The organism is Nocardioides sp. Z22_16 (assembly GCF_058134365.1).
Genome location: NZ_JBYTTI010000005.1, coordinates 84,387 through 103,431 on the forward strand (window position 1 = coordinate 84,387; position 19,045 = coordinate 103,431).

At 70.0% G+C, this 19,045-nt stretch carries 20 protein-coding genes; 13 read left to right on the forward strand and 7 right to left on the reverse strand.

What is annotated here, in order from left to right:
* The first annotated feature begins 6 nt into the window (after positions 1 to 6).
* From AC3X7R_RS15545 to AC3X7R_RS15585, 9 genes are all read left to right on the forward strand, one after another.
* Complete coding sequence (locus tag AC3X7R_RS15545; protein WP_489966583.1) at positions 7 to 1,464, forward strand: recombinase family protein; 1,458 nt, start codon at positions 7 to 9, stop codon at positions 1,462 to 1,464.
* Between the two features lie 601 nt (positions 1,465 to 2,065).
* Positions 2,066 to 2,401: a hypothetical protein gene (locus AC3X7R_RS15550; protein ID WP_489966584.1), complete on the forward strand. Its 336-nt coding sequence runs from the start codon at positions 2,066 to 2,068 to the stop codon at positions 2,399 to 2,401.
* 158 nt (positions 2,402 to 2,559) lie between these two features.
* A complete protein-coding gene (locus tag AC3X7R_RS15555; RefSeq protein ID WP_489966585.1) occupies positions 2,560 to 2,778 on the forward strand; it encodes a hypothetical protein in 219 nt (72 codons plus the stop codon).
* 255 nt (positions 2,779 to 3,033) lie between these two features.
* Positions 3,034 to 3,879: a hypothetical protein gene (locus AC3X7R_RS15560; protein ID WP_489966586.1), complete on the forward strand. Its 846-nt coding sequence runs from the start codon at positions 3,034 to 3,036 to the stop codon at positions 3,877 to 3,879.
* Positions 3,880 to 4,020: 141 nt separating this feature from the next.
* A complete protein-coding gene (locus AC3X7R_RS15565) occupies positions 4,021 to 4,317 on the forward strand; it encodes a hypothetical protein (protein WP_489966587.1) in 297 nt (98 codons plus the stop codon).
* A gap of 39 nt (positions 4,318 to 4,356) precedes the next feature.
* Positions 4,357 to 5,169, forward strand: a complete 813-nt coding sequence (locus AC3X7R_RS15570) for a hypothetical protein (RefSeq protein WP_489966588.1) — start codon at positions 4,357 to 4,359, stop codon at positions 5,167 to 5,169.
* A 726-nt stretch (positions 5,170 to 5,895) separates the two neighbouring features.
* Complete coding sequence (locus AC3X7R_RS15575) at positions 5,896 to 6,060, forward strand: hypothetical protein (RefSeq protein ID WP_489966589.1); 165 nt, start codon at positions 5,896 to 5,898, stop codon at positions 6,058 to 6,060.
* Entirely contained in the window at positions 6,057 to 6,233 is a 177-nt protein-coding gene (locus tag AC3X7R_RS15580) for a hypothetical protein (protein ID WP_489966590.1), read from the forward strand. Before AC3X7R_RS15575 ends, AC3X7R_RS15580 begins: the two co-directional genes overlap by 4 nt.
* 560 nt (positions 6,234 to 6,793) lie before the next feature.
* Entirely contained in the window at positions 6,794 to 7,597 is an 804-nt protein-coding gene (locus tag AC3X7R_RS15585; RefSeq protein WP_489966591.1) for a hypothetical protein, read from the forward strand.
* A gap of 114 nt (positions 7,598 to 7,711) precedes the next feature.
* On the opposite strand, the gene AC3X7R_RS15590 is transcribed toward AC3X7R_RS15585, so the two are convergent.
* A complete protein-coding gene (locus AC3X7R_RS15590; RefSeq protein WP_489966592.1) occupies positions 7,712 to 8,266 on the reverse strand; it encodes a hypothetical protein in 555 nt (184 codons plus the stop codon).
* 131 nt (positions 8,267 to 8,397) lie between these two features.
* Between AC3X7R_RS15590 and AC3X7R_RS15595 the strand changes: the two genes are divergently transcribed.
* Positions 8,398 to 8,997 carry a potassium channel family protein gene (locus AC3X7R_RS15595; protein WP_489966593.1) on the forward strand — a complete coding sequence of 200 codons (600 nt, stop codon included), beginning with the start codon at positions 8,398 to 8,400 and terminating at the stop codon, positions 8,995 to 8,997.
* Here the strand turns inward: AC3X7R_RS15595 and AC3X7R_RS15600 are convergent.
* From AC3X7R_RS15600 to AC3X7R_RS15610, 3 genes are all read right to left on the reverse strand, one after another.
* Positions 8,994 to 9,380, reverse strand: a complete 387-nt coding sequence (locus AC3X7R_RS15600) for a hypothetical protein (protein WP_489966594.1) — start codon at positions 9,378 to 9,380, stop codon at positions 8,994 to 8,996. The two genes, AC3X7R_RS15595 and AC3X7R_RS15600, sit on opposite strands and share 4 nt — an antisense overlap.
* A gap of 65 nt (positions 9,381 to 9,445) precedes the next feature.
* The gene (locus AC3X7R_RS15605) at positions 9,446 to 9,763 is read right to left on the reverse strand and encodes a thiamine-binding protein (protein WP_489966595.1); all 318 of its coding nucleotides are present in this window, start codon (positions 9,761 to 9,763) and stop codon (positions 9,446 to 9,448) included.
* Positions 9,763 to 9,945, reverse strand: coding sequence for a thiamine-binding protein (locus AC3X7R_RS15610; protein ID WP_489966596.1), 183 nt, complete (start codon positions 9,943 to 9,945; stop codon positions 9,763 to 9,765). Before AC3X7R_RS15610 ends, AC3X7R_RS15605 begins: the two co-directional genes overlap by 1 nt.
* Before the next feature lie 99 nt (positions 9,946 to 10,044).
* Here AC3X7R_RS15610 and AC3X7R_RS15615 point away from each other — a divergent pair, with 99 nt between their 5' ends.
* Positions 10,045 to 11,316, forward strand: a complete 1,272-nt coding sequence (locus AC3X7R_RS15615) for an FAD/NAD(P)-binding protein (RefSeq protein WP_489966597.1) — start codon at positions 10,045 to 10,047, stop codon at positions 11,314 to 11,316.
* Between the two features lie 81 nt (positions 11,317 to 11,397).
* Here AC3X7R_RS15615 and AC3X7R_RS15620 read toward each other — a convergent pair whose 3' ends face one another.
* The 3 genes from AC3X7R_RS15620 to AC3X7R_RS15630 all read right to left on the reverse strand — a co-directional run bounded on the left by AC3X7R_RS15620 (position 11,398) and on the right by AC3X7R_RS15630 (position 17,626).
* Positions 11,398 to 14,271, reverse strand: coding sequence for an aconitate hydratase (locus tag AC3X7R_RS15620; protein WP_489966598.1), 2,874 nt, complete (start codon positions 14,269 to 14,271; stop codon positions 11,398 to 11,400).
* A 143-nt stretch (positions 14,272 to 14,414) separates the two neighbouring features.
* Positions 14,415 to 15,575, reverse strand: coding sequence for a class I SAM-dependent RNA methyltransferase (locus tag AC3X7R_RS15625; protein ID WP_489966599.1), 1,161 nt, complete (start codon positions 15,573 to 15,575; stop codon positions 14,415 to 14,417).
* Entirely contained in the window at positions 15,572 to 17,626 is a 2,055-nt protein-coding gene (locus AC3X7R_RS15630) for an APC family permease (protein WP_489966600.1), read from the reverse strand. The genes AC3X7R_RS15625 and AC3X7R_RS15630 overlap by 4 nt, the downstream gene beginning before the upstream one ends.
* 85 nt (positions 17,627 to 17,711) lie before the next feature.
* On the opposite strand from AC3X7R_RS15630, the gene AC3X7R_RS15635 reads away from it, so the two are divergent.
* Positions 17,712 to 18,359 (forward strand): potassium channel family protein, encoded by a 648-nt coding sequence (locus tag AC3X7R_RS15635; RefSeq protein ID WP_489967088.1) that lies wholly within the window; start codon positions 17,712 to 17,714, stop codon positions 18,357 to 18,359.
* A gap of 2 nt (positions 18,360 to 18,361) precedes the next feature.
* Positions 18,362 to 19,027, forward strand: coding sequence for a potassium channel family protein (locus AC3X7R_RS15640; RefSeq protein ID WP_489966601.1), 666 nt, complete (start codon positions 18,362 to 18,364; stop codon positions 19,025 to 19,027).
* Positions 19,028 to 19,045 lie beyond the last annotated feature (18 nt).

Below are 19,045 nucleotides of genomic sequence, written 5' to 3' on the forward strand. Positions count from 1 at the left end.
CCCACAATGAAGGCCTACGGCTACGCCCGACTGAGCCGAGCGAGCGAGGACTCGACCTCGATCGCCAAGCAGCGCGAGATCATCACGAAGACGGCCGAGGCCCGGGGCTGGGAACTCGTCGACATCGCCGTCGACGAGAACGTGAGCGCCACGCAGGCGCGCCTCGACCGCCCGGGCCTGACCGCGGCCCGCGACGCGATCGCCTCCGGCCGCGCCGACGCTCTCCTCTGCTGGCGCCTCGACCGCGTCGCCCGCTCCGTCGTCGACTTCGGGACCCTCCTCGACGAGGGCCTGAACATCATCTCCGCGACCGAGCCCCTCGACACAACTACGCCAATGGGGCGCGCAATGGTGGAGATCCTGCAAGTCTTCGCCGCGCTCGAGGCTCGCACGACCGGCGAGCGCGCCCGAGCGACGAAGGCGTACCTCCGCGGGCTCCGGCGCTGGGGTGGCGGTCCTCGCCCGTACGGCTACCGTCCCGAGCCCGCCCCGGACGGCGTAGGGAAGGTGCTCCGCGTCGACGAGACCGAAGCCGCCGTCGTGCGCCGGATCTTCGCAGATCTCCTCGACGGCGCGCCCGTGAACCGTCTCGCCCGCACGCTGACTTCGGAGGGGATCCCCACCGCGACCGGTCGCGAGTGGAAGCCCGCGAGTGTGCTCAACATCGCCCGCGCCCTGCACGTCTCCGGTTACCTGACCGAAGCCGTCCGGGACGCTAAGGGCCGCCCAACCCGCGAACGGCGCCCGGTGCTCGACGAGGACGGCGCTCCGGTCCGCGCGTGGGAGCCCCTCGTCGACGACGAGACCGCCGAGACAGTCCGGGCGATGGTCACTCGCGAGGCGCTCGACGAGGCCCGCTCCGCCGCGACGCGGGCGGGGCTCGCCGCCCCGCGTCCACTCCTCCACGGACTCGCCTACTGCCCGTGCGGAGAGGCCCTGATCCGTCGCGTGCGCCGAGGCCGACCTTTCTACGGGTGCCGCGGGATCGGCGAGGGTTCTCACGTCCTAGTCGACGCCGCCGAGGTCGACGCCGAGGCCGAACGTCAGTTCCTCGCCGCCTTCTCGGGCGTCGAGGTCGTCGAGCGGGTCGTCGAGGTCTCCGTCTCCGAGGCGCTCGCCGGGGTCGAGTCCGCCCTCGCCGTCGCTACGGCCGAGATAGCCCGCACCGCGACGCCCGAACTCCCAGCTCTCTTCGAGCGGATCGCCAGCCTCACGGCGGAGCGCGAGCGCCTGACCGCATCAGGGGACCGCGTCACAACCCGCCGCACCCACACGCCATACGGCGCCGCCTGGGAGGTCTGGACCGTCGAGGAGCGCCGCGAGCACATGGCCGCGGTCGGTGTGCGGGTGAGCATCCTCCCGGCCCGTCGTCGTGGTGCGTGGGACCCCTCCCGCGTCCGCCTGTCGACGGAGGTGGACTACCTCGCCGGACAGGTCGAAGACCTGCCCGACCTGCCTACCTGAGCCCGGGCGGCCGGAAGCCCCGCGCCGGAGATCAGCCGGGGGCTCTCGTCGTTCGCGGCACGCCGGGCGAGGGACGCGGGGAGACTGACGGCCCGCGTAGGCGCCGAGGTGGGGGCCGGAGGGAATGACGGAAGCCGACAGGTGACGGTCCTTCACGTACTTCCCAATGTTCTGGCTAGGACAAACGGACCATTCATATATAGCGCTAGTGCGAAGCGGCACTTCGAACGCCACATGTCCCCTTCCGTCACCCGTGAGCCTCCATCCGGCGCCGACGGCCAACTGCCCCGCGCGCCCGTCCACCTTTCGAGAACTCGACTCCGAAGGTGAGCAATCCACGCCCTCCGGGCGGATTCCAACGACACCAGCACTTCGCGTGTCGGCCGTGACCTACAGACCACCGGGAGGCCCCTCATCCATGACCACGTCCCCCCGCCCCGCCCGATGCGTCGAGTGCTCGCGCCCGCTCGCGCCGCACTCCGGCCGAGGCCGCCCGCGCGTCACCTGTCCCGACGAGGACTCCCCCGGCGTGCCGACCTGCCGCGCTCGCAGGAAGAACCGCCTAGATCAAGCCCGCCGCTGGCACCGCTACACCGCCGCCATGACACCCCCGGGCCTCGTCTCCGGCGCCGTCACCGTTGACGACGTCTGGACACCGGACGCCGCCGAATCCCGGACCTTCTCCACGATCCTCGGAGCCTCCGGCTTCCGCGAGGTATCGCCCACCGGCTCCTCCGCCACCGAGGCGCGCAACCGCTGGGAGGAGAGCGAGCGTGCCCGACTTCGGTTACTCCGCTACGAGGAGACGCTCGCCGCCGAGGAGGCCCGCGTCGCCCGCGCCTCTCGAGCTGCGCTGGGGATCGCTCCCGACGACCTCGCCGTAATGGTCGCAAGGGCACGTGCTCGCCTCACAGCAGATGACTTGTTGCGCCCATAGAGGTAGAGGCGCTCGCACAGGCGCGCTTCCGTACCGGGTGAGGTTCTGAGGTGGCCCCGGCCCCGCGACTATCTACGCGGTGAGGCCGGGGCGCTCTTTTCGGCCTCTACCTGTGACGTGACAACTTCTCCCGCCGACACCCGAGAGGAGGCCTCGCCGTGGCCGTCCGACGCTTCACCTGCTCCGAGTGCTCGACCGTCTTCGACGCCTCCCGTTCGGACGCCCAGACGTGCTCGTCTGCGTGCCGGGCGCGACGCTACCGCCGCGAGTACGCCGCCCGTCGCGATGCCCGCAAGGCCGTCCTTGTCGAGGAGGCCCGCCGAACCACCCTCCTCCTCTCGGCGCTCGGGGCCGCGCTCGCTCCGGCCGAGGACTGAGCGCCGCTCACCCCGGTCATCGACCCAGGTGACAAGCGCCCTCACGATCACCCGCCGCGACTGGTCATCGCGCGCGGGGAAGCCTTCTCGGACTGGCCCCGAGATGAGGTACGGCAGTGAGGGAGCGTGCGTGGCCCCCGGGTCTCCCCGGGCGGACCCGCTGGTCTCGATTCCCAATTCCCTGCCCTGATCGCGCCCCCGACCCGGCGCGGTCGACCGCGATCCCCTGCCAATCGAACCCGTGAGAGACGACCCATGACCGCACTCCGACTTGACCTCGACGCCCTAGCAGCGTTGCGCCTACGCCGTCGCCACGACGGCGACCGACTGGCCCGCACGTCGGCGTTCTACCTAGACGACGACGGCACACGCCTGGCCGTCGAACTACCCGCCCCCTGCGACGTAGCCCAGCTCTTGAACTTCCCCGGCCTCGAAGCCTTCCGCCGCGGTAAGGCGCTCTTGGCGCGCCCGATGGGCTCGAACGGGGACCCAGGGCCGATTGACCTACCGGGGCTCGCCGAGCCGCTGAGAGCCGTCCTCCGCGGCCTGCCCGAGCGCTCGGACGCGCGGGACGCTTACCTAGACCTGCGCCGCGCCGCCTCCGTGCCGTCTCCGCGATTCTCCGCGTACCTCCTTGACGTCCTCCGTGCCTACAGAGAGGGACTGCCCACGCCCCCCGAGGCGCCCGCCGTCGAAGTTCCTCGGTGCCCGCCTCGCGGCCCGGTGAAGAGCAACGCCGAGATCCTGCGCGCTCGCCGTGCCCGCTCCCGCGCCGACCAAGAAGCATCGGCTCGACTCTGGCTGGAGGTCTGGCTAGATCCCGAGGACCCGCCCACGCTCGGTACCCACCGACTCACCGAACTGCGCGCCGAGGCCGCAAAAACCCTCTGTCGATTGCACGACGACGGCGAGGCCCTCCCCGACGGCCGTGAGATCACGGAGCCCGGCCCCCGGGTCTTCGACGCCGTCCTGAGGACCTATCTAGGCGAAGCCCGCAAACGCACGAAGCGAGGAGTCACCTACACGATGACCGAAGACCTCTTGGCCACGGCGCGGAACGTCCTCGAAGAAGCTGCGCCCGGAGAGCGACGCGGCGGATAGCCAAGCGGCTCCCAAGCACGCCCAACTCGCCCATACGTCCTCGACCTACAGAGGGCAGACGCACCGCACGACTCGGCGCCCGGTGCAGGGATCAAGCCCCATCGGGTGTCGCCCCCTATCCCAGAAAGAACACCACCCCACATGCCCAACCACGATGACCTCCGACGTGCCGCCGAGAACCTCACCCGCGCCCGCGAGCAAGTCGAACGACTTCTCGCCGGACGCAACGCGCAGAACGGCGCCCGGAACCCCCTCGCCCGCGACTCCACCGTCGAGCTACGTCGCGACTGGGCCAACGCAATCGCCCTCGACGAGGCCCGCCGCGACGAAGAGCGCGCCATGAGTGCCGCGACGCCTACGCCGCGTGACCTGTTCGCCGAGACCTTCGCCGCCGCCGACCGTGCCGCTCGTCCGCGTCTCTTCGGCCGCGACGCCTAACCGAGCCCCTCCCCACCCTCACCCCTCAAGGAGAACCCGTTGCTCGACCTGCACGCCAACCCAGCCCATGCCCGCAACGCCCTGAAGCGCCTGACCGCTACCGCCAAGACGCTCGACGTCGAACTACCCGCGGCGGTGGTCGACGCCCTCGGCGCCGAGCCGGTAATGCCCCCCGGTCTTCCGGAGGTACAGGCCGCGGCCGCAACGACGATCGCGGAAAGCGCCACCCTCCCGGAAGCCAAGCGAGCCAAGATCACCACCGAGGCGCTCGACCAGATCGCCCGGGCCTCGGCCGCCCGCGAGATCCGCAGCCGCGTGAGCGAGGCCGTGACCCTCGCCCGCGTCGAGACGGTAGAGGCAAACGCCGAGTCCATCGTCTCCCTCTTCCGAGACGCTCTTGCACCTGACCTGGACACCCTCAACACCTATGCCTCCCGCGTCCCCGTGGTGATGCCCGACATCTCCTCCCTCAGCCCGGCCACCTTCGAGGCGTACTCCCTCTCCCGAGCCGCAGCGGGACGAGTCGCAGACGCCGGGGTCGCCTTGGCCCCCTTCGCCCCCGTCCCCGGCGAGCGAGGATCACTCGCTCCTATGGACTGGCAGCGGCTAGCCCTACTCGACGTGACCGCCTGCGAGGTCGAAGCCGTGGTCTGGTCACTGCGCCAGAGCAAGCCATCCCGAATGAAGACCTCGCTGGCGTCGACTACGGCGCCGTGGTGGACGCTCGCCGCCGAGGCTGGCGCTCGCTTCGTCCTCGCCGACGCAGGCACACGCCGCGCCAACGCCTCGCACATGGCGAACGGTCGTGTGGTCACTGACGAGGAGACGAGCAAGCCGCGCAGGCTCTACTGACCTGGATCCGCGACCGCGTACGGAAGCCGAGACTGCCCTCCATCAGGTGAGCGACCGAGCCGCTCGGCCCTGCGAGGAGAGGGGCGGCTCCGTCGACGATGACGGAGCGCCCTCTCCCCGGGGGACCACCCCCTCCCCCTCCCGGCACGCCACACTCTCGGCATAGCGGCGATGTGCGCGCAGCTCTCGGAATCCACAGGGGGGCCGGAGAGGCGCCGGGAGAACCGCGGGTGACCGATCCCCCCGTCCCCCCTCTGCAAGGCCGCGAGACTTTTCCACATCGCCCGCTTCGCCCCGCGGTACTCACCAAGTTCGCCTTATCGCGAGCCGCCAGCGCCGGATTGCAGTCATTGGGGCGCTCTAACAGCCGTGGCTCACGTTCACGCACTCCTTGACGAGTACCCCCTCACCCCCTCTAGTGAAAGGAGATTCGCCTCCGCATGCACCGCCGCACCAAGACCCGCCCAACGACTCCCCACAACACGCGCCGCCGTCCCCTCGACGTACCCCTCGACCCGCCGCCGGCCTACCTCGCCGTGGTCCCCAGCCACCTGCTCGATCCTGACAGGAAGTGGCGCCCTGACGGGATGCTCACCTTCCTGGCGTCCCGGGGCCATCGTCGCCCGGCCGACGCTGGCCGAGATCGAGGCAGAGCGCGCCCGCCGTGCGATGCGTCCCCGCCTTCGCGTCGGCATCGCTCCAGCGCCCCGCCGTGTGGTCCTGCCGATGCCTTCGACGGCACCGGCGGTCGCACATGCCGCGAAGCGCAACCGCGCGAGGATCGCCGCGTCCCTCAACCTCTCCCCCGCCGAGGTCGAGGCGCCCCGCTTCGACCTTGACGTCGTCCGGGGCGAGGCTCTGTGCCTGCCCGTCTTCGAGGAGGCGGCATGACCCCCGAGCCGACCCTCTGCCGCGACGCCTCCGGCCGCGTCCTCGGCTACTTCGACCCCACGACGCCTGACCTCGCCAAGCGGCTGGCCGCCGCGGAGACCCCGGCGCGACCGCGTCGACGCCGAGAACGTCGCAGCCCTCCGTCGGGTGGCCGGATCTGGAACCGGCTATGAACGCTCGTCGCCGCAGCACCTACGCCGTCATCCCTCCTCATCCGGGCGATGGTGCCTGCATTCGTCCTGGGCGCGGGGTGGGAGGCAAGCGGGCGGCTCGGCGTCGCGATCATGGGCCCGGGAGAACCTCGTCGAGTTCGGGGAACGTCGCGCGTCCTGCCCCGCGTCTCTCCAACTCCTGCGCGAGTGGATCGAGGGCGAGACCGAGCCCGTCGTCTGGGCGTACTTCGCCCAGCGCCCTTGAGCGTCACGGCGCCCGCGGAGGCGCCCGGTGCGCCGCGCGTGGGGACGTGCGTCGCGTGCGGCCGGGTCTTCGTCCGCGAGCATCGTCATGGTCGCCCGCCCACCCGATGCTCGTCCTGCCGCCGCTCCTGAGCCACGACAATAGCCCCGTCCCTCTGTGCCGATGCCGGAGGAGCGGGGCTCTTGGCGTTTGCAGGCCCTGAGACAGCCGCCCGCGAAAGGGACTTGGCGGTCGTCCCTCCGCGACGCTCGACACCGCCGCCCTCCGTGGGGCGTGTCGGTTCTGGGGCCGCGTACCTGCACCCGATGATGTAGAAGTGAGCACCGAATACGCCGAGCGAGACGACGAGACCACGACCGTCGTCGAGGGCGGTTCGGACTCGACGCTCTTCATAGGCCTGATTCTTGTCGGATTCGTTGTGTTCGCCGTTGCGTTGGCAACCGGGATCGCACTGGGCGCCGACCCGGGGTCGCTCGCCGATTGGGTGGCCGCAGTATCAACCTTCTCGGCCCTACTCGCGGCGGCGTACGCCGCGGTTCAGACCGGGCGAACCTTCTCCTTGGAGCAAGGCCGCGACGCTGATCGCTTCCAGCAAGCTCGGCGCATCCAGGCAGTGCAGGTCGCAGCGTGGCCGGGCGAACTGCGGTGGGTCGGAACACAGACCAACGTCGCCTTTGGAGCTGGAAGCTCGATCGCGAAGGTTTCTCGCGGCGCCGGGGTAGTTCGGCCGGAGAGCATTCCGATGAACATCCAGAATGCGTCATCTGTCCCGGTCTGGCACTTCGCGGTGGAGTTGTACCTCGGCGAGGCGACGGCCGCCTCGGCTACTCATGCGGCCTCGTTCGCGATAGCAGACCGAGAGAATGGCGTTGCTCTGGTGGGCAAACGGACCGGGGTCGAGATCGCTACGCCGGAAGTAGTTGCCGATCTGGTCGAGGTGCTAGCCACGATCCCCGCGGCGAAAAATGGCCCAACAAAGATGTGGTTCGGTTGGTCCTTTCAGGACAATTCGGGGCAGTGGTGGCGGCGCATTCCGACGGGAGTCCTTCGACCGCTTGACGGGCCGCCCGCGTCTGGGCCTACGAAACGATTCGGCAGCGGACCACAACCGCTCTGGTGACGAAGCCCGCTTCTCCGGCACCATGCGGGGAAAGGTGAGGCTTTCGTCGCTTATGGAGCCAGACCCTGGTCATACGCAACTCACTCTCGCTTGTTGTGCCATCGCAGATTTCCCTTACGCATCCGGATCCTTCGACCGCCACGACTTGACCCGGACCAGAACCAGAGCGGGGCGGCTCAGGATGTGTTCCAGCAGCGCTGAATTGGCGTCACGAATAACAGCGTTGACCGCGCCGAGTACCTCAATGCGGGTGCTGGCTAGGACAGTGAGTGCCTCTTGGGCTCTTGGCTCGTCTTGCGCCCACTGTGCCAGGGCCACCTCGCTCCGCGCCTCGTCAAAAGCGACGAGGCTCTGTTGCACCTCGGCAGGTGCCTCCACCCGCGCCCTCGAGAACACGCGCGCCCAGATACGCCCTGCCTCGTGAACTCGGTCGTCGGGAACGGGAATCCGTAGTCCCTGCATCGCTTGGACTGCCTGTCCAGAGACAATCCATTGCATGTCGATTGCTTCGACGATGTCGGCGAGATGCGTCCTGATCGCGTCGAGACGCGCAATGCGCCAGTCCCGGCGCCAGCGGCGGGCTTCAGCTCGGCTGCCCATCCACCCGCCGACGAGCACGCCACCGAGCGCGAACAACCCTGGCAGTACGGTCCCCCATTCAAAACCCATGCTGAGGAGTCTGCACTCCTTTAACCGGCATAACGCCACACTCCAGACGAACCGGAGGTTCCCGTGGCAAACTCCCCGCCGTGACACGAGTCCAACAATGGGAGCGGCGAGCCGAGGCCCCCCTCACGTTATTGGCGATCGCGTTCGTGGTGGCATACGCCTGGCCCGTCCTCGATCCCCGACTCGATCCAGATCTCCGGACGGTCCTCACGGTGCTCTCGTGGACCGTGTGGGGGGCCTTCGCTACGGATCTGGGGATCCGACTCGCCCTGGCCGGGGACTGGCGACGGTACGCCATGCACCATTGGTACGACGTTGCCCTCGTCGTCTTGCCGATCCTCCGGCCGCTCCGCCTGTTGCGCTTGCTAGCGCTCCTCCGAATCTTTGATCGCTCGGCGGCAAGCAGTCTCGCAGGACGAGTACTTGTCTACGCCATATCCGTCGCCGTCATCTCGGTGTCCCTCGGCGCCCTAGCGGCGCTCGACGCGGAGCGAGACGCGGCAGGCGCGAACATCACGAACTACGGCGATGCCTTCTGGTGGGCATGCACAACCGTGACGACGGTCGGCTATGGCGACCGCTTCCCCGTGACCTTCGAGGGGCGCGCGGTCGCAGTTGTGCTGATGGTCGTCGGGATCGGACTCGTCGGCACTGTGACGGCTTCGCTAGCGTCGTGGATGCTTGCCAGGATCGAAGCCGAGCGCGCGAACCAATCCGGCGGGCAGGGTTAACCCTCGGCGCAAATCGTGCCTTTCACGCGGGATTCGTTGTCGTTGGTCGGCTCATCGAACGACAAAGCTGCCTTCCACTTCCCGGAACGTGCGATCTCGTCGCCTGCCGGGAACACCGCCGTCCACGTGTTGCCTGTCCGCTGAGGGGAGACCTCGGGAACGTAGTAGTTCATCCCAGCGACGAAGTCGAAGTAGAAGCGCTCCTGCACGCGACCCTCGCGGAAGCGAAAGCCGAACTGGTGGATCTGCCCGTTCTCCCCGCCGATGAGATCGCAGGAAAGAAGCCACGGGGTTGACGTCGATTCAGGGTCACCTTCGACCTCCCACTTCAGAACGACGTCGGTCGCGCGACGGGTCACCGTGGCAGCACTGAGGCGGGTCATAAGCCCGACTATTGCGCACGAATCGGGACACTCGCATTCGTACACGCCGCCGCCCCCGGTGAGACCTAGTCGTTCGTCCCTCGACCGTCGATCGCCGCTTCGAGGCGCTCGACCTTCGCGTCGATCTCGCCCTCGAACCCCGGGCGTATATCGGCTTTCAGCACGAGCGACACCCTCGAACCGTACGGCGCCACTGCTTCAGTCGCGCGCTTCACGACGTCGAAGACCGAATCCCAATCACCCTCGACCGTCGTGAACATCGCGTCGGTCCGACTGGCCAGGCCGGACTCGCGAACAATCTGCACCGCAGCCGCGACCGCGTCGGCGACCGAGCCGTCTTCTCGTCCGGTGCCACTTGGAGCAACAGAGAATGCTACGAGCATCAGATGCCCTCCTTAACTGTCATGTGCCGTTGTAACCATGCGCCCTCGATGTTGGTGAACATCGAGTTGGTCTCGCAGGGCAGGCCGGAGTCGCGGATCACCTGGACGGCCTCGGCCACGGCGGCGGCGACACCTCCGGTCTCGTCGGCGGCGGCGGGGCTGATGCTGAGGGCGACGATCATGGCCGACACGATACTGACCCGGCGCCTGGCACGAGTAGTTGTGTAGTAAGTTGCTGGACATTCTCTGCTTGAGTCCTCCGCGGCACCCAGGAGCCAGCCATGACCGTCCTTCGCACCAGCACCCGTCCCCGGCCCCTGGAGGTCCTGGTCGTCGGCGGCGGCGCCTCCGCGGTGATCGCGGTCCTCCACCTGTTCCGGCGGACCACCGCGGAGGCCCCCGTCGACGTGCACCTGGTGGAGCGCAGCCCCCGCCCCGGACCGGGCCTGGCCTACCGCACCGAGCACCCGCGGCACACGGTCAACAACTTCGCCGAGCGGCTCAGCGCCGTCGAGGGCGACCCGGGCCACCTGATCCGCTGGTGCGCGGCCCGCGGGATGGACCTGGGGGCACGCTCGTTCCCCTCGCGCCGCATCTACGGCGACTACCTCGCCGCGGTGCTCGAGGAGGTGGAGGTGCCCGCCGGCTCGTCGCTGCGTCGCACCCGCGACGAGGTGGTGGACCTCGCGGAGGACGGGGCGAGGTGGCGGGCCGGGCTGGCCTCCGGGGCGAGCCTGGAGGCCGACCGGGTCGTGCTGGCCCTCGGCAACCCGCCGCCCCGCCCCCAACCGGAGCTCGCCGGTGAGCTCGGGGACCGGTTCGTCCCGGACCCGTGGGAGCCGGACTGGCGCTCCCGGGTCGCCGGCGTCCGGAAGGTGCTGCTCCTGGGCACCGGGCTGACCATGCTCGACATGGCGGTGGAGCTGGAGCACCTCCTCCCCCGGGCCGAGATGGTCGCCGCCTCGCGCCGCGGGGCCCTGCCCACCGCCCACGTGGTGGAGCCGACCGACGGCACCGACTGGCGCGACGCGGTGGACGCGGCCCGCGGGTTCGCCAACCAGCTGTGGGCCGGACTCTCGGCCGAGGACCAGGCGAGGTTCGCCGCCACCTACGCCCACACCTGGGACCTGCACCGGCACCGCATGTCCCCGGCGATGGCACACCACCTGGACCGGTTGCGTGACCAGGGCAGCCTCGTGGTGCGCACCCTGGACCAGGTCTCCCCCGCCGACTTCGATCTGGTGCTCAACTGCACCGGACCACGGCCGGTGCCCACGCGCGGCTGGAGCCGACTGGTCGACTCGATGCTCGACCGGGGTCTGCTCCGGCCCCACCGCCTCGGGCTCGGGGCCGACCTGATGCCGCCGGGTCACCCGGTCGCCGACGACGACCGGGCCCGCGAGGGGATCCTGTGGCTCGGAGCCGCCCGGAAGGGCCTGGAGTGGGAGGTGGGCGCCATCCCCGACCTGCGGGCCCAGGCCGTGGCGGTGGCCGAGGTCGTCTCCGCGGCCGCCCAGGCGGCCGCGGACGAACGAGCCACGCTGTTCCGCTGACAGGTCCGCTGACAGGTCCGCTGACCCGGCACGCCGAAGGGGCCGGCCCGGGACTTCCCGGACCGGCCCCTTCGAGGGTTCTCAGCTGCGCAGCAGGTTGCGCAGCACATACTGCATGATGCCGCCGTTGCGGTAGTAGTTCGCCTCACCGGGGGTGTCGATGCGGACGACCGCCTCGAACTCCTTGTCGTCGGCCTTCACCGTGACCGTGCGCGGCGTGGTGCCGTCGTTGAGCGCGGTGATCCCGGTGATGGAGAAGGTCTCCTCGCCGGTCAGGCCGAGCGACTCCGCCGTCTCCCCCTCGGGGAACTGGAGCGGGATGACCCCCATGCCGATCAGGTTCGACCGGTGGATGCGCTCGTAGGACTCGGCGATGACAGCCTTGACGCCGAGCAGCGAGGTGCCCTTGGCCGCCCAGTCGCGCGAGGAGCCGGAGCCGTACTCCTTGCCCGCCAGCACCACCAGCGGCGTGCCCGCGGCGATGTAGCTCTCCGAGGCCTCGTAGACCGAGGTGACCTCGCCACCGTTGGTGAAGTCACGGGTGACCCCACCCTCGGTGCCGGGCGCCAGCTGGTTGCGCAGCCGGATGTTGGCGAAGGTGCCGCGGATCATCACCTCGTGGTTGCCACGGCGCGAGCCGTAGGAGTTGAAGTCGCGCTGCCCCACACCGTGCTCGGCCAGGTAGCGGCCCGCCGGGGAGTCCTTCTTGATGGCGCCGGCCGGGCTGATGTGGTCGGTGGTGACCGAGTCGCCCAGCTTGAGCAGCACGCGCGCACCCTCGATGTCGGTGACCTGCTCCGGCTCGGCGGGCATCCCGTCGAAGTACGGAGGACGACGGACGTAGGTCGACTCGGCGTCCCAGGCGAAGGTGTCGCCCTCGGGGGTCGGCAGCGACTGCCACTGCTCGTCCCCGGCGAAGACGTCCTGGTAGGAGTCACCGAACATCTCGGCGTTGATCGCGCCGGCGATGGTCTCCTCGACCTCGGACGGCGAGGGCCAGATGTCCTTGAGGAAGACGTCGTTGCCCTCGGTGTCCTGGCCCAGCGGGTCGGTGAACAGGTCGACATCCATCGAGCCGGCGAGCGCGTAGGCGACCACCAGCGGCGGCGAGGCCAGGTAGTTCATCTTCACGTCCGGGTTGATCCGGCCCTCGAAGTTGCGGTTGCCCGACAGCACCGAGACGACCGCGAGGTCGGCCTCGTTGACCGCGGCCGAGACCTCGGGGATCAGCGGCCCGGAGTTGCCGATGCAGGTCGTGCAGCCGTAGCCGACGAGGTTGAAGCCCAGCTTGTCCAGGTACGGCGTCAGGCCGGACTTCTCGTAGTAGTCCGAGACGACCTTCGAGCCCGGCGCCAGCGTGGTCTTGACCCACGGCTTGCGCTGCAGGCCCTTCTCGACCGCCTTCTTGGCCAGCAGCGCCGCGCCGATCATCACCGACGGGTTGGAGGTGTTGGTGCAGGAGGTGATCGCCGCGATGGTGACCGCCCCGTGGTCGAGGGTGAACTTCGTGCCGTCCTCGAGGGTCACCTCGACCGGGCTGCTGGGCCGGCCGCCGTCGACGGCCGCCGCGGAGTGCCACGCCTGGGGGGCGGGCGAGTCGTCGTGACCGTCGCCCGACCCGTTCGTGGCCGGGGCGTCGCTGGCCGGGAAGGACTCGGCCGAGGCCTCGTCGGCGCCGGTGTTGACGCCGAAGGGCTTCTCCTGGCCGGGCACCCCGGGCTCGCGGTCCTCGCCACCGGTCTCGTCAGCGGCGACGTAGTCGGCCAGCGCGCTGCGGAAGGCGGGCTTGGCCTCGGTGACCTCGATGCGGTCCTGCGGGCGCTTGGGCCCGGCGATGGACGGCACCACGGTGGAGAGGTCGAGCTCGAGCTTCTCGGAGTAGCGCGGCTCGGCGGAGGGGTCGTGCCACAGCCCCTGCTCCTTGGCGTAGGACTCCACCAGCGCGAGCTGCTCGGGCGAGCGACCCGTGAGCTCGAGGTACTTCAGGGTCTCCTCGTCGATCGGGAAGACCGCGATCGTGGAGCCGAACTCGGGGCTCATGTTGCCGATCGTGGCGCGGTTGGCCAGGGGCAGCACCGAGACGCCGGGGCCGTAGAACTCCACGAACTTGCCGACCACGCCGTGCTTGCGCAGCATCTCGGTGATGGTCAGCACCAGGTCGGTGGCGGTCGAGCCCTCGGGCAGGTCGCCGGAGAGCTTGAAGCCCACCACGCGCGGGATCAGCATCGAGACGGGCTGGCCGAGCATCGCGGCCTCGGCCTCGATGCCGCCGACGCCCCAGCCCACCACGCCGATGCCGTTGACCATGGTGGTGTGGGAGTCGGTGCCGACGCAGGTGTCGGGGTAGGCCTGGAGGACGCCGTCGACCTCACGGGTGAAGACGGTGCGGGCCAGGTGCTCGATGTTGACCTGGTGCACGATGCCGGTGCCGGGCGGGACGACCTTGAAGTCGTCGAACGCGCCCTGGCCCCAGCGCAGGAACTGGTAGCGCTCGCGGTTGCGCTCGTACTCGATCTCGACGTTGCGCCCGAACGCCTCGGGGGTGCCGAAGACGTCGGCGATGACCGAGTGGTCGATCACCATCTCCGCCGGGGCCAGCGGGTTGATCTTCGACGGGTCGCCGCCGAGCTCCGCCATCGCCTCACGCATCGTCGCGAGGTCCACGACGCAGGGGACGCCGGTGAAGTCCTGCATGATCACCCGGGCCGGGGTGAACTGGATCTCCTTGTCGGGCTGGGCGTCGGCGTCCCACCCGGCCAGGGCCTTGATGTCGTCGGCGGTGATGTCCGCACCGTCCTCGGTGCGCAGCAGGTTCTCCAGGAGAACCTTCAGGCTGAAGGGCAGCGAGTCGACATCGAGGCCGTCGCCCTCCACCGCGTTGAGACGGAAGATCTCGTAGGACTTCCCGTCCACGTCCAGGGTGCCCTTGGCACCGAAGCTGTCCTGACTGGCCATCAGTCGCGTCTCCTAGCGGGGATTGTGGGTGTCACCGCATCCATCTTGCCGCCGGCCTCCACGAGGGCGGAAGCAAGGCTGGCCTAACCAGGCGTGCGACACGGGGACATATCTCTCGATATCAAGATACACGCTTCGCCGCCTCAGCGCAGGTCGGGGCCCGTCTTCTCCAACAGCGCGACGCACTCGACGTGGTGGGTCATCGGGAAGAGATCGAAGGCACGCAGTGCCACGGTGCGGTAGCCGGCCTCGGCGAAGAGCCCGAGGTCGCGGGCGAGGGCGGCCGGGTCGCAGGCCACGTAGGCGACGGCCCGGGGAGCCCGGTCCACGACCTGGTCGACCACCTGTCGCTTCGCGCCGGTCCTCGGGGGGTCGAGCACCACGAGGTCGAAGGGCTCGTCGTACTCGCGCGCCAGCACCTCCTCCACGCCGCCCGCGCTGACCCGGACCTTGGCGGTGCCGGCCAGGTTGGCCTGCGCCTGGCGGGCGGCGTCGCGGTCCCCCTCGACGGCGACCACCCGCGCGCCCGGACCCACCCGCTCGGCCAGGAACCGGGCGAAGAGGCCGACCCCGGCGTAGAGGTCGAGGACCGACTCCCCCGGACGAGGGTCGAGCAGCTCCAGGACGGTGTCCACCAGCGCCTGGGGCGCCCCCGGGTGGACCTGCCAGAAGCCGCCGGGGGCGACCGCGAACTCGTGCCCCAGCACCACGTGGGAGACCTCGGGGTGCTGCGACTCGATCAGGCAGTCGTCGACCTCGACCAGCTCGTGGGACCGGTGCTTGCGCATGCCGCGTCCCCCACCGGGCAGCGGCACGAACGTGCTGCGGGTGCGCCAGCGCAGCCCGTGCTCGTCGCCGGGGACCTGCTCGACGACGAGCCCGGCGACCAGCGGGTCGTCCGGCGACATCCGCGCCAGCCGTACCAGCTGCTCGCGCACCACCGTGGCCTTCAGCTCCCGCTGGTGGCCCAGCTCCACGTGCTGGAAGTCGCACCCGCCGCAGAGCCCCGGACCGGCGTAGGGGCACGGGGGCGTCACCCGGTGCTCGGAGGCCCGCAGCACCTCCACGGCGTCCCCGCGCCAGAAGCGGTCCCCGTCGGTGCCCTCGGTGATCTCGACCACGACCCGCTCACCCGGCAGCGCGTGCCGGGTGAAGACGACGCGGGTCTGCTCGGGGGCCGCCGGGTCGGCGACCACCCGGACCACGCAGTGCCCGCCGTGGGCCACCGGACCCACCTCGGCCTCGAAGCGCTCCCCCACCCGGGACCTGCCACGGGGCTTGCGCGACCGCACCGACCGGCTCACTGGTCCCTCCTCCTGGTCTGGTGACCCACCTCGGCTCCCCGCCCGACCCGACCGCGCCGCAGGTCACCGGCCTTGACCCGGAGTCCCTCCCGGTCCTCCCGCTCACGGGCGAGCTTCGAGGACTCCAGCTGGAAGGGGACCGAGGTGACCATCACGCCCGGCGAGAAGAGCAGCCGGCTCTTGAGCCTCAGCGCGCTGCGGTTGTGCAGCAGCTGCTCCCACCAGTGTCCCACCACGTACTCGGGGATGTAGACCGCCACCACCCCACGCGGGTTGGCCCGCCGGATCTCCTGTGCGTACTCCACGATCGGCCGCGCGATCTCGCGGAAGGGCGAGTGGAGGACCTTGAGCGGGACGTCGAGCCTCCGCTCGTCCCACTCCTCGAGCAGGCGGTCGGTGTCGGCGGAATCGGTGTCGACGTAGACCGCCTCGAGCACGTTGGGCCGGGTCGCCTTGGCGAAGGCCAGCGCCCGCAGGGTCGGCTTGTGGAGCTTGGAGACCAGCACGATCGCGTGCACCCGGGTGGGGAGGACCTTGTCCTCCTCCTCCGCCGCGAGCTCGAGCGAGACCCGGTCGTAGTGGCGACGGATGCTCTTCATCACCACGAAGAAGAGGGCCATCGCCAGGACGGTGATCCAGGCACCGTGCAGGAACTTGGTGACCAGGACGACCACCAGGACCAGGGCGGTGAGGGTGAGCCCCACCGCCGCCGTCACGCGCGCCCGCTGCATCCGCCGGCGGTTGACCGCGACCCGCTCGACCGAGAGTGCCCGGGTCCAGTGCCGGACCATGCCGAGCTGGCTGAGGGTGAAGGAGACGAAGACCCCGACGATGTAGAGCTGGATCAGCTGGGTCGTCTGGGCGTCGAAGGCGACGACCAGGGCGATCGAGACCGCGGCGAGGAAGACGATGCCGTTGCTGTAGGCGAGCCGGTCGCCGCGGGCCCCGAGCGCCTTCGGCATGAAGCCGTCCTCCGCCAGGATCGACCCCAGGACCGGGAAGCCGTTGAACGCGGTGTTGGCCGCCAGCACCAGGATCACCGAGGTCACCGTGACCACGAAGTAGAAGCCCGGCGGGAAGTCGGTGAAGACCCCCCGGGCGATCTGGGCGATGACCGAGTGCTGGTCGTAGCCCTGTACGGCGACACCGGCCTCGGTCAGCCGCTCCAGCTCCAGGGGGTCGACGTACTTCAGGCCCATCTCGCGAGCCAGCACGATCACCGACATCATCATCGAGATCGAGATCAGGCCCAGCAGCAGCAGCGTGGTCGCCGCGTTGCGGCTCTTGGGCCGGCGGAAGGCCGGCACGCCGTTGGAGATCGTCTCGACCCCCGTGAGCGCGGCGCACCCGGAGGAGAAGGCCCGGGCCAGGAGCAGCATCAGCGCCAGCGTGGTCAGCGGCCCCTCGTAGCCGGGGGCCCGCTGGATCTCCAGCGCGGCGCTCTCGACCAGGGGGAGGTCGCCGCGCCACCACCGCAGCAGCCCGTAGCCGCACATGCCCAGCACCGCGGCGATGAAGAAGTAGGTCGGGAGGGCGAACCAGGTCGCGGACTCGCGGATCCCGCGCAGGTTGACCGCCGCGAGGAGCACCACCATCAGGCTGGCGAAGAGCACCTCGTGACCGTGGAGGAACTCGAGCGCCGAGGCGGCGTAGTGGGCGCTCGCACTGATCGAGACCGCGACGGTGAGCACGTAGTCGACCAGCAGGGCACTGGCCACCGTGACCCCCGCGGTCCGCCCCAGGTTGACCGACGCGACCTCGTAGTCGCCGCCACCGCTCGGATAGGCGTGGACGGTCTGCCGGTACGACGTCACCACGGTGAGCATCACCAGTGCGACGGCCAGCCCCACCTTCCAGGACCAGGCGTAGGCCGACGCCCCGGCGAGCGAGAGCATGATGAAGATCTCGTCGGGGGCGTAGGCGACCGAGGAGAGCGCGTCGCTGGCGAAGATCGGCAGCGCCACCCGCTTGCGCAGCAGCGACTCACCCAGCTGAGAGCTGCGCAGCTTGCGCCCCAACAGGATCCGCTTCGAGACATCGCCGACTCCCACGTGCGGAAGGCTAGTCCCCCGCTCATCTCGGAGTCGCACGGCGACCTCCCGACTGGGATACGGTTTGCCCGTGCACGTCGTCATCATGGGTTGCGGCCGGGTCGGCTCCACCCTCGCCCGCAGCCTGGAGGACCGTAACCACACGGTCTCAGTCATCGACTCCGAGCCCGACTCCTTCCGGCGCCTGGGCCCGTCCTTCAACGGGGACAAGGTGACCGGCTACGGCTTCGACCAGGCCGTGCTGGAGAAGGCCGGCATCCGGCGCGCCGACGCCTTCGCGGCGGTCTCCAGCGGAGACAACTCCAACATCATCGCGGCGCGGGTCGCGCGGGAGACCTTCGGCATCCAGCAGGTCGTGGCGCGGATCTACGACCCGGGCCGGGCCGAGGTCTACCAGCGGCTCGGCATCACCACGGTGGCCACCGTGAAGTGGACCTCCGACCAGGTGCTGCGGCGGATCCTGCCGGCCGGCGCCGAGCCCACCTTCCGCGACCCCTCGGGCACCATCAGGCTCGACCAGGTCCCGGTGCCGACCGCGTGGATCGGCCACCGCACGGTGCACTTCCAGGAGCAGACCCGCAGCCGGATCGCCTGGATCGACCGGCTCGGCGAGGGCATGCTCCCCAAGCGCGAGAGCGTGATCCAGGAGGGGGACGTGCTCCACCTGGTGATCCGCGAGGAGAACGCCGCGGACGCCTACCGCATCCTCAACCGCGGACCCGAGGAGGAGTGACCATGCGCGTCGCCATCGCCGGGGCCGGTGCCGTCGGACGCTCCATCGCCCGGGAGCTCATCGAGAACGGCCACCAGGTCCTGCTGATCGACCGGAACCCCGACGCGGTCAAGCAGGAGCGGGTGCCGCACGCCGAGTGGCTGCTGGCCGACTCCTGCGAGCTCTCCTCGCTCGAGGAGGCGCGGCTGGACCGCTGCGACGTCGTCATCGCCGCCACCGGGGACGACAAGGCCAACCTCGTCACCTCGCTCCTGGCCAAGACCGAGTTCGGCGTCCCGCGCACGGTCGGCCGGGTCAACCACCCCGACAACGAGTGGCTCTTCACCGAGGCCTGGGGCGTCGACGTCAACGTCTCGACCCCCCGGATCATGTCGGCCCTGGTGGAGGAGGCCGTCTCGGTGGGAGACCTGGTGCGCCTGTTCACCTTCCGGCAGGGCAACGCCAACCTGGTCGAGATGACGCTGCCCGACGACTCCCCCTACGTCGGCAAGCCGGCGGGGCTGGTCCCCTTCCCGGAGAACTGCTCCCTGGTCACGATCCTGCGCGACGGCCAGGTCTACCCTCCCAGCGACGAGCAGCCGCTGGAGTCGGGCGACGAGCTGCTCTTCGTGGTGGCCGCGGACTCCGAGGCCGAGCTCGAGCGGACCCTGGCGCCGCACCAGCACTGACCGGCCCGCACCAGGGGC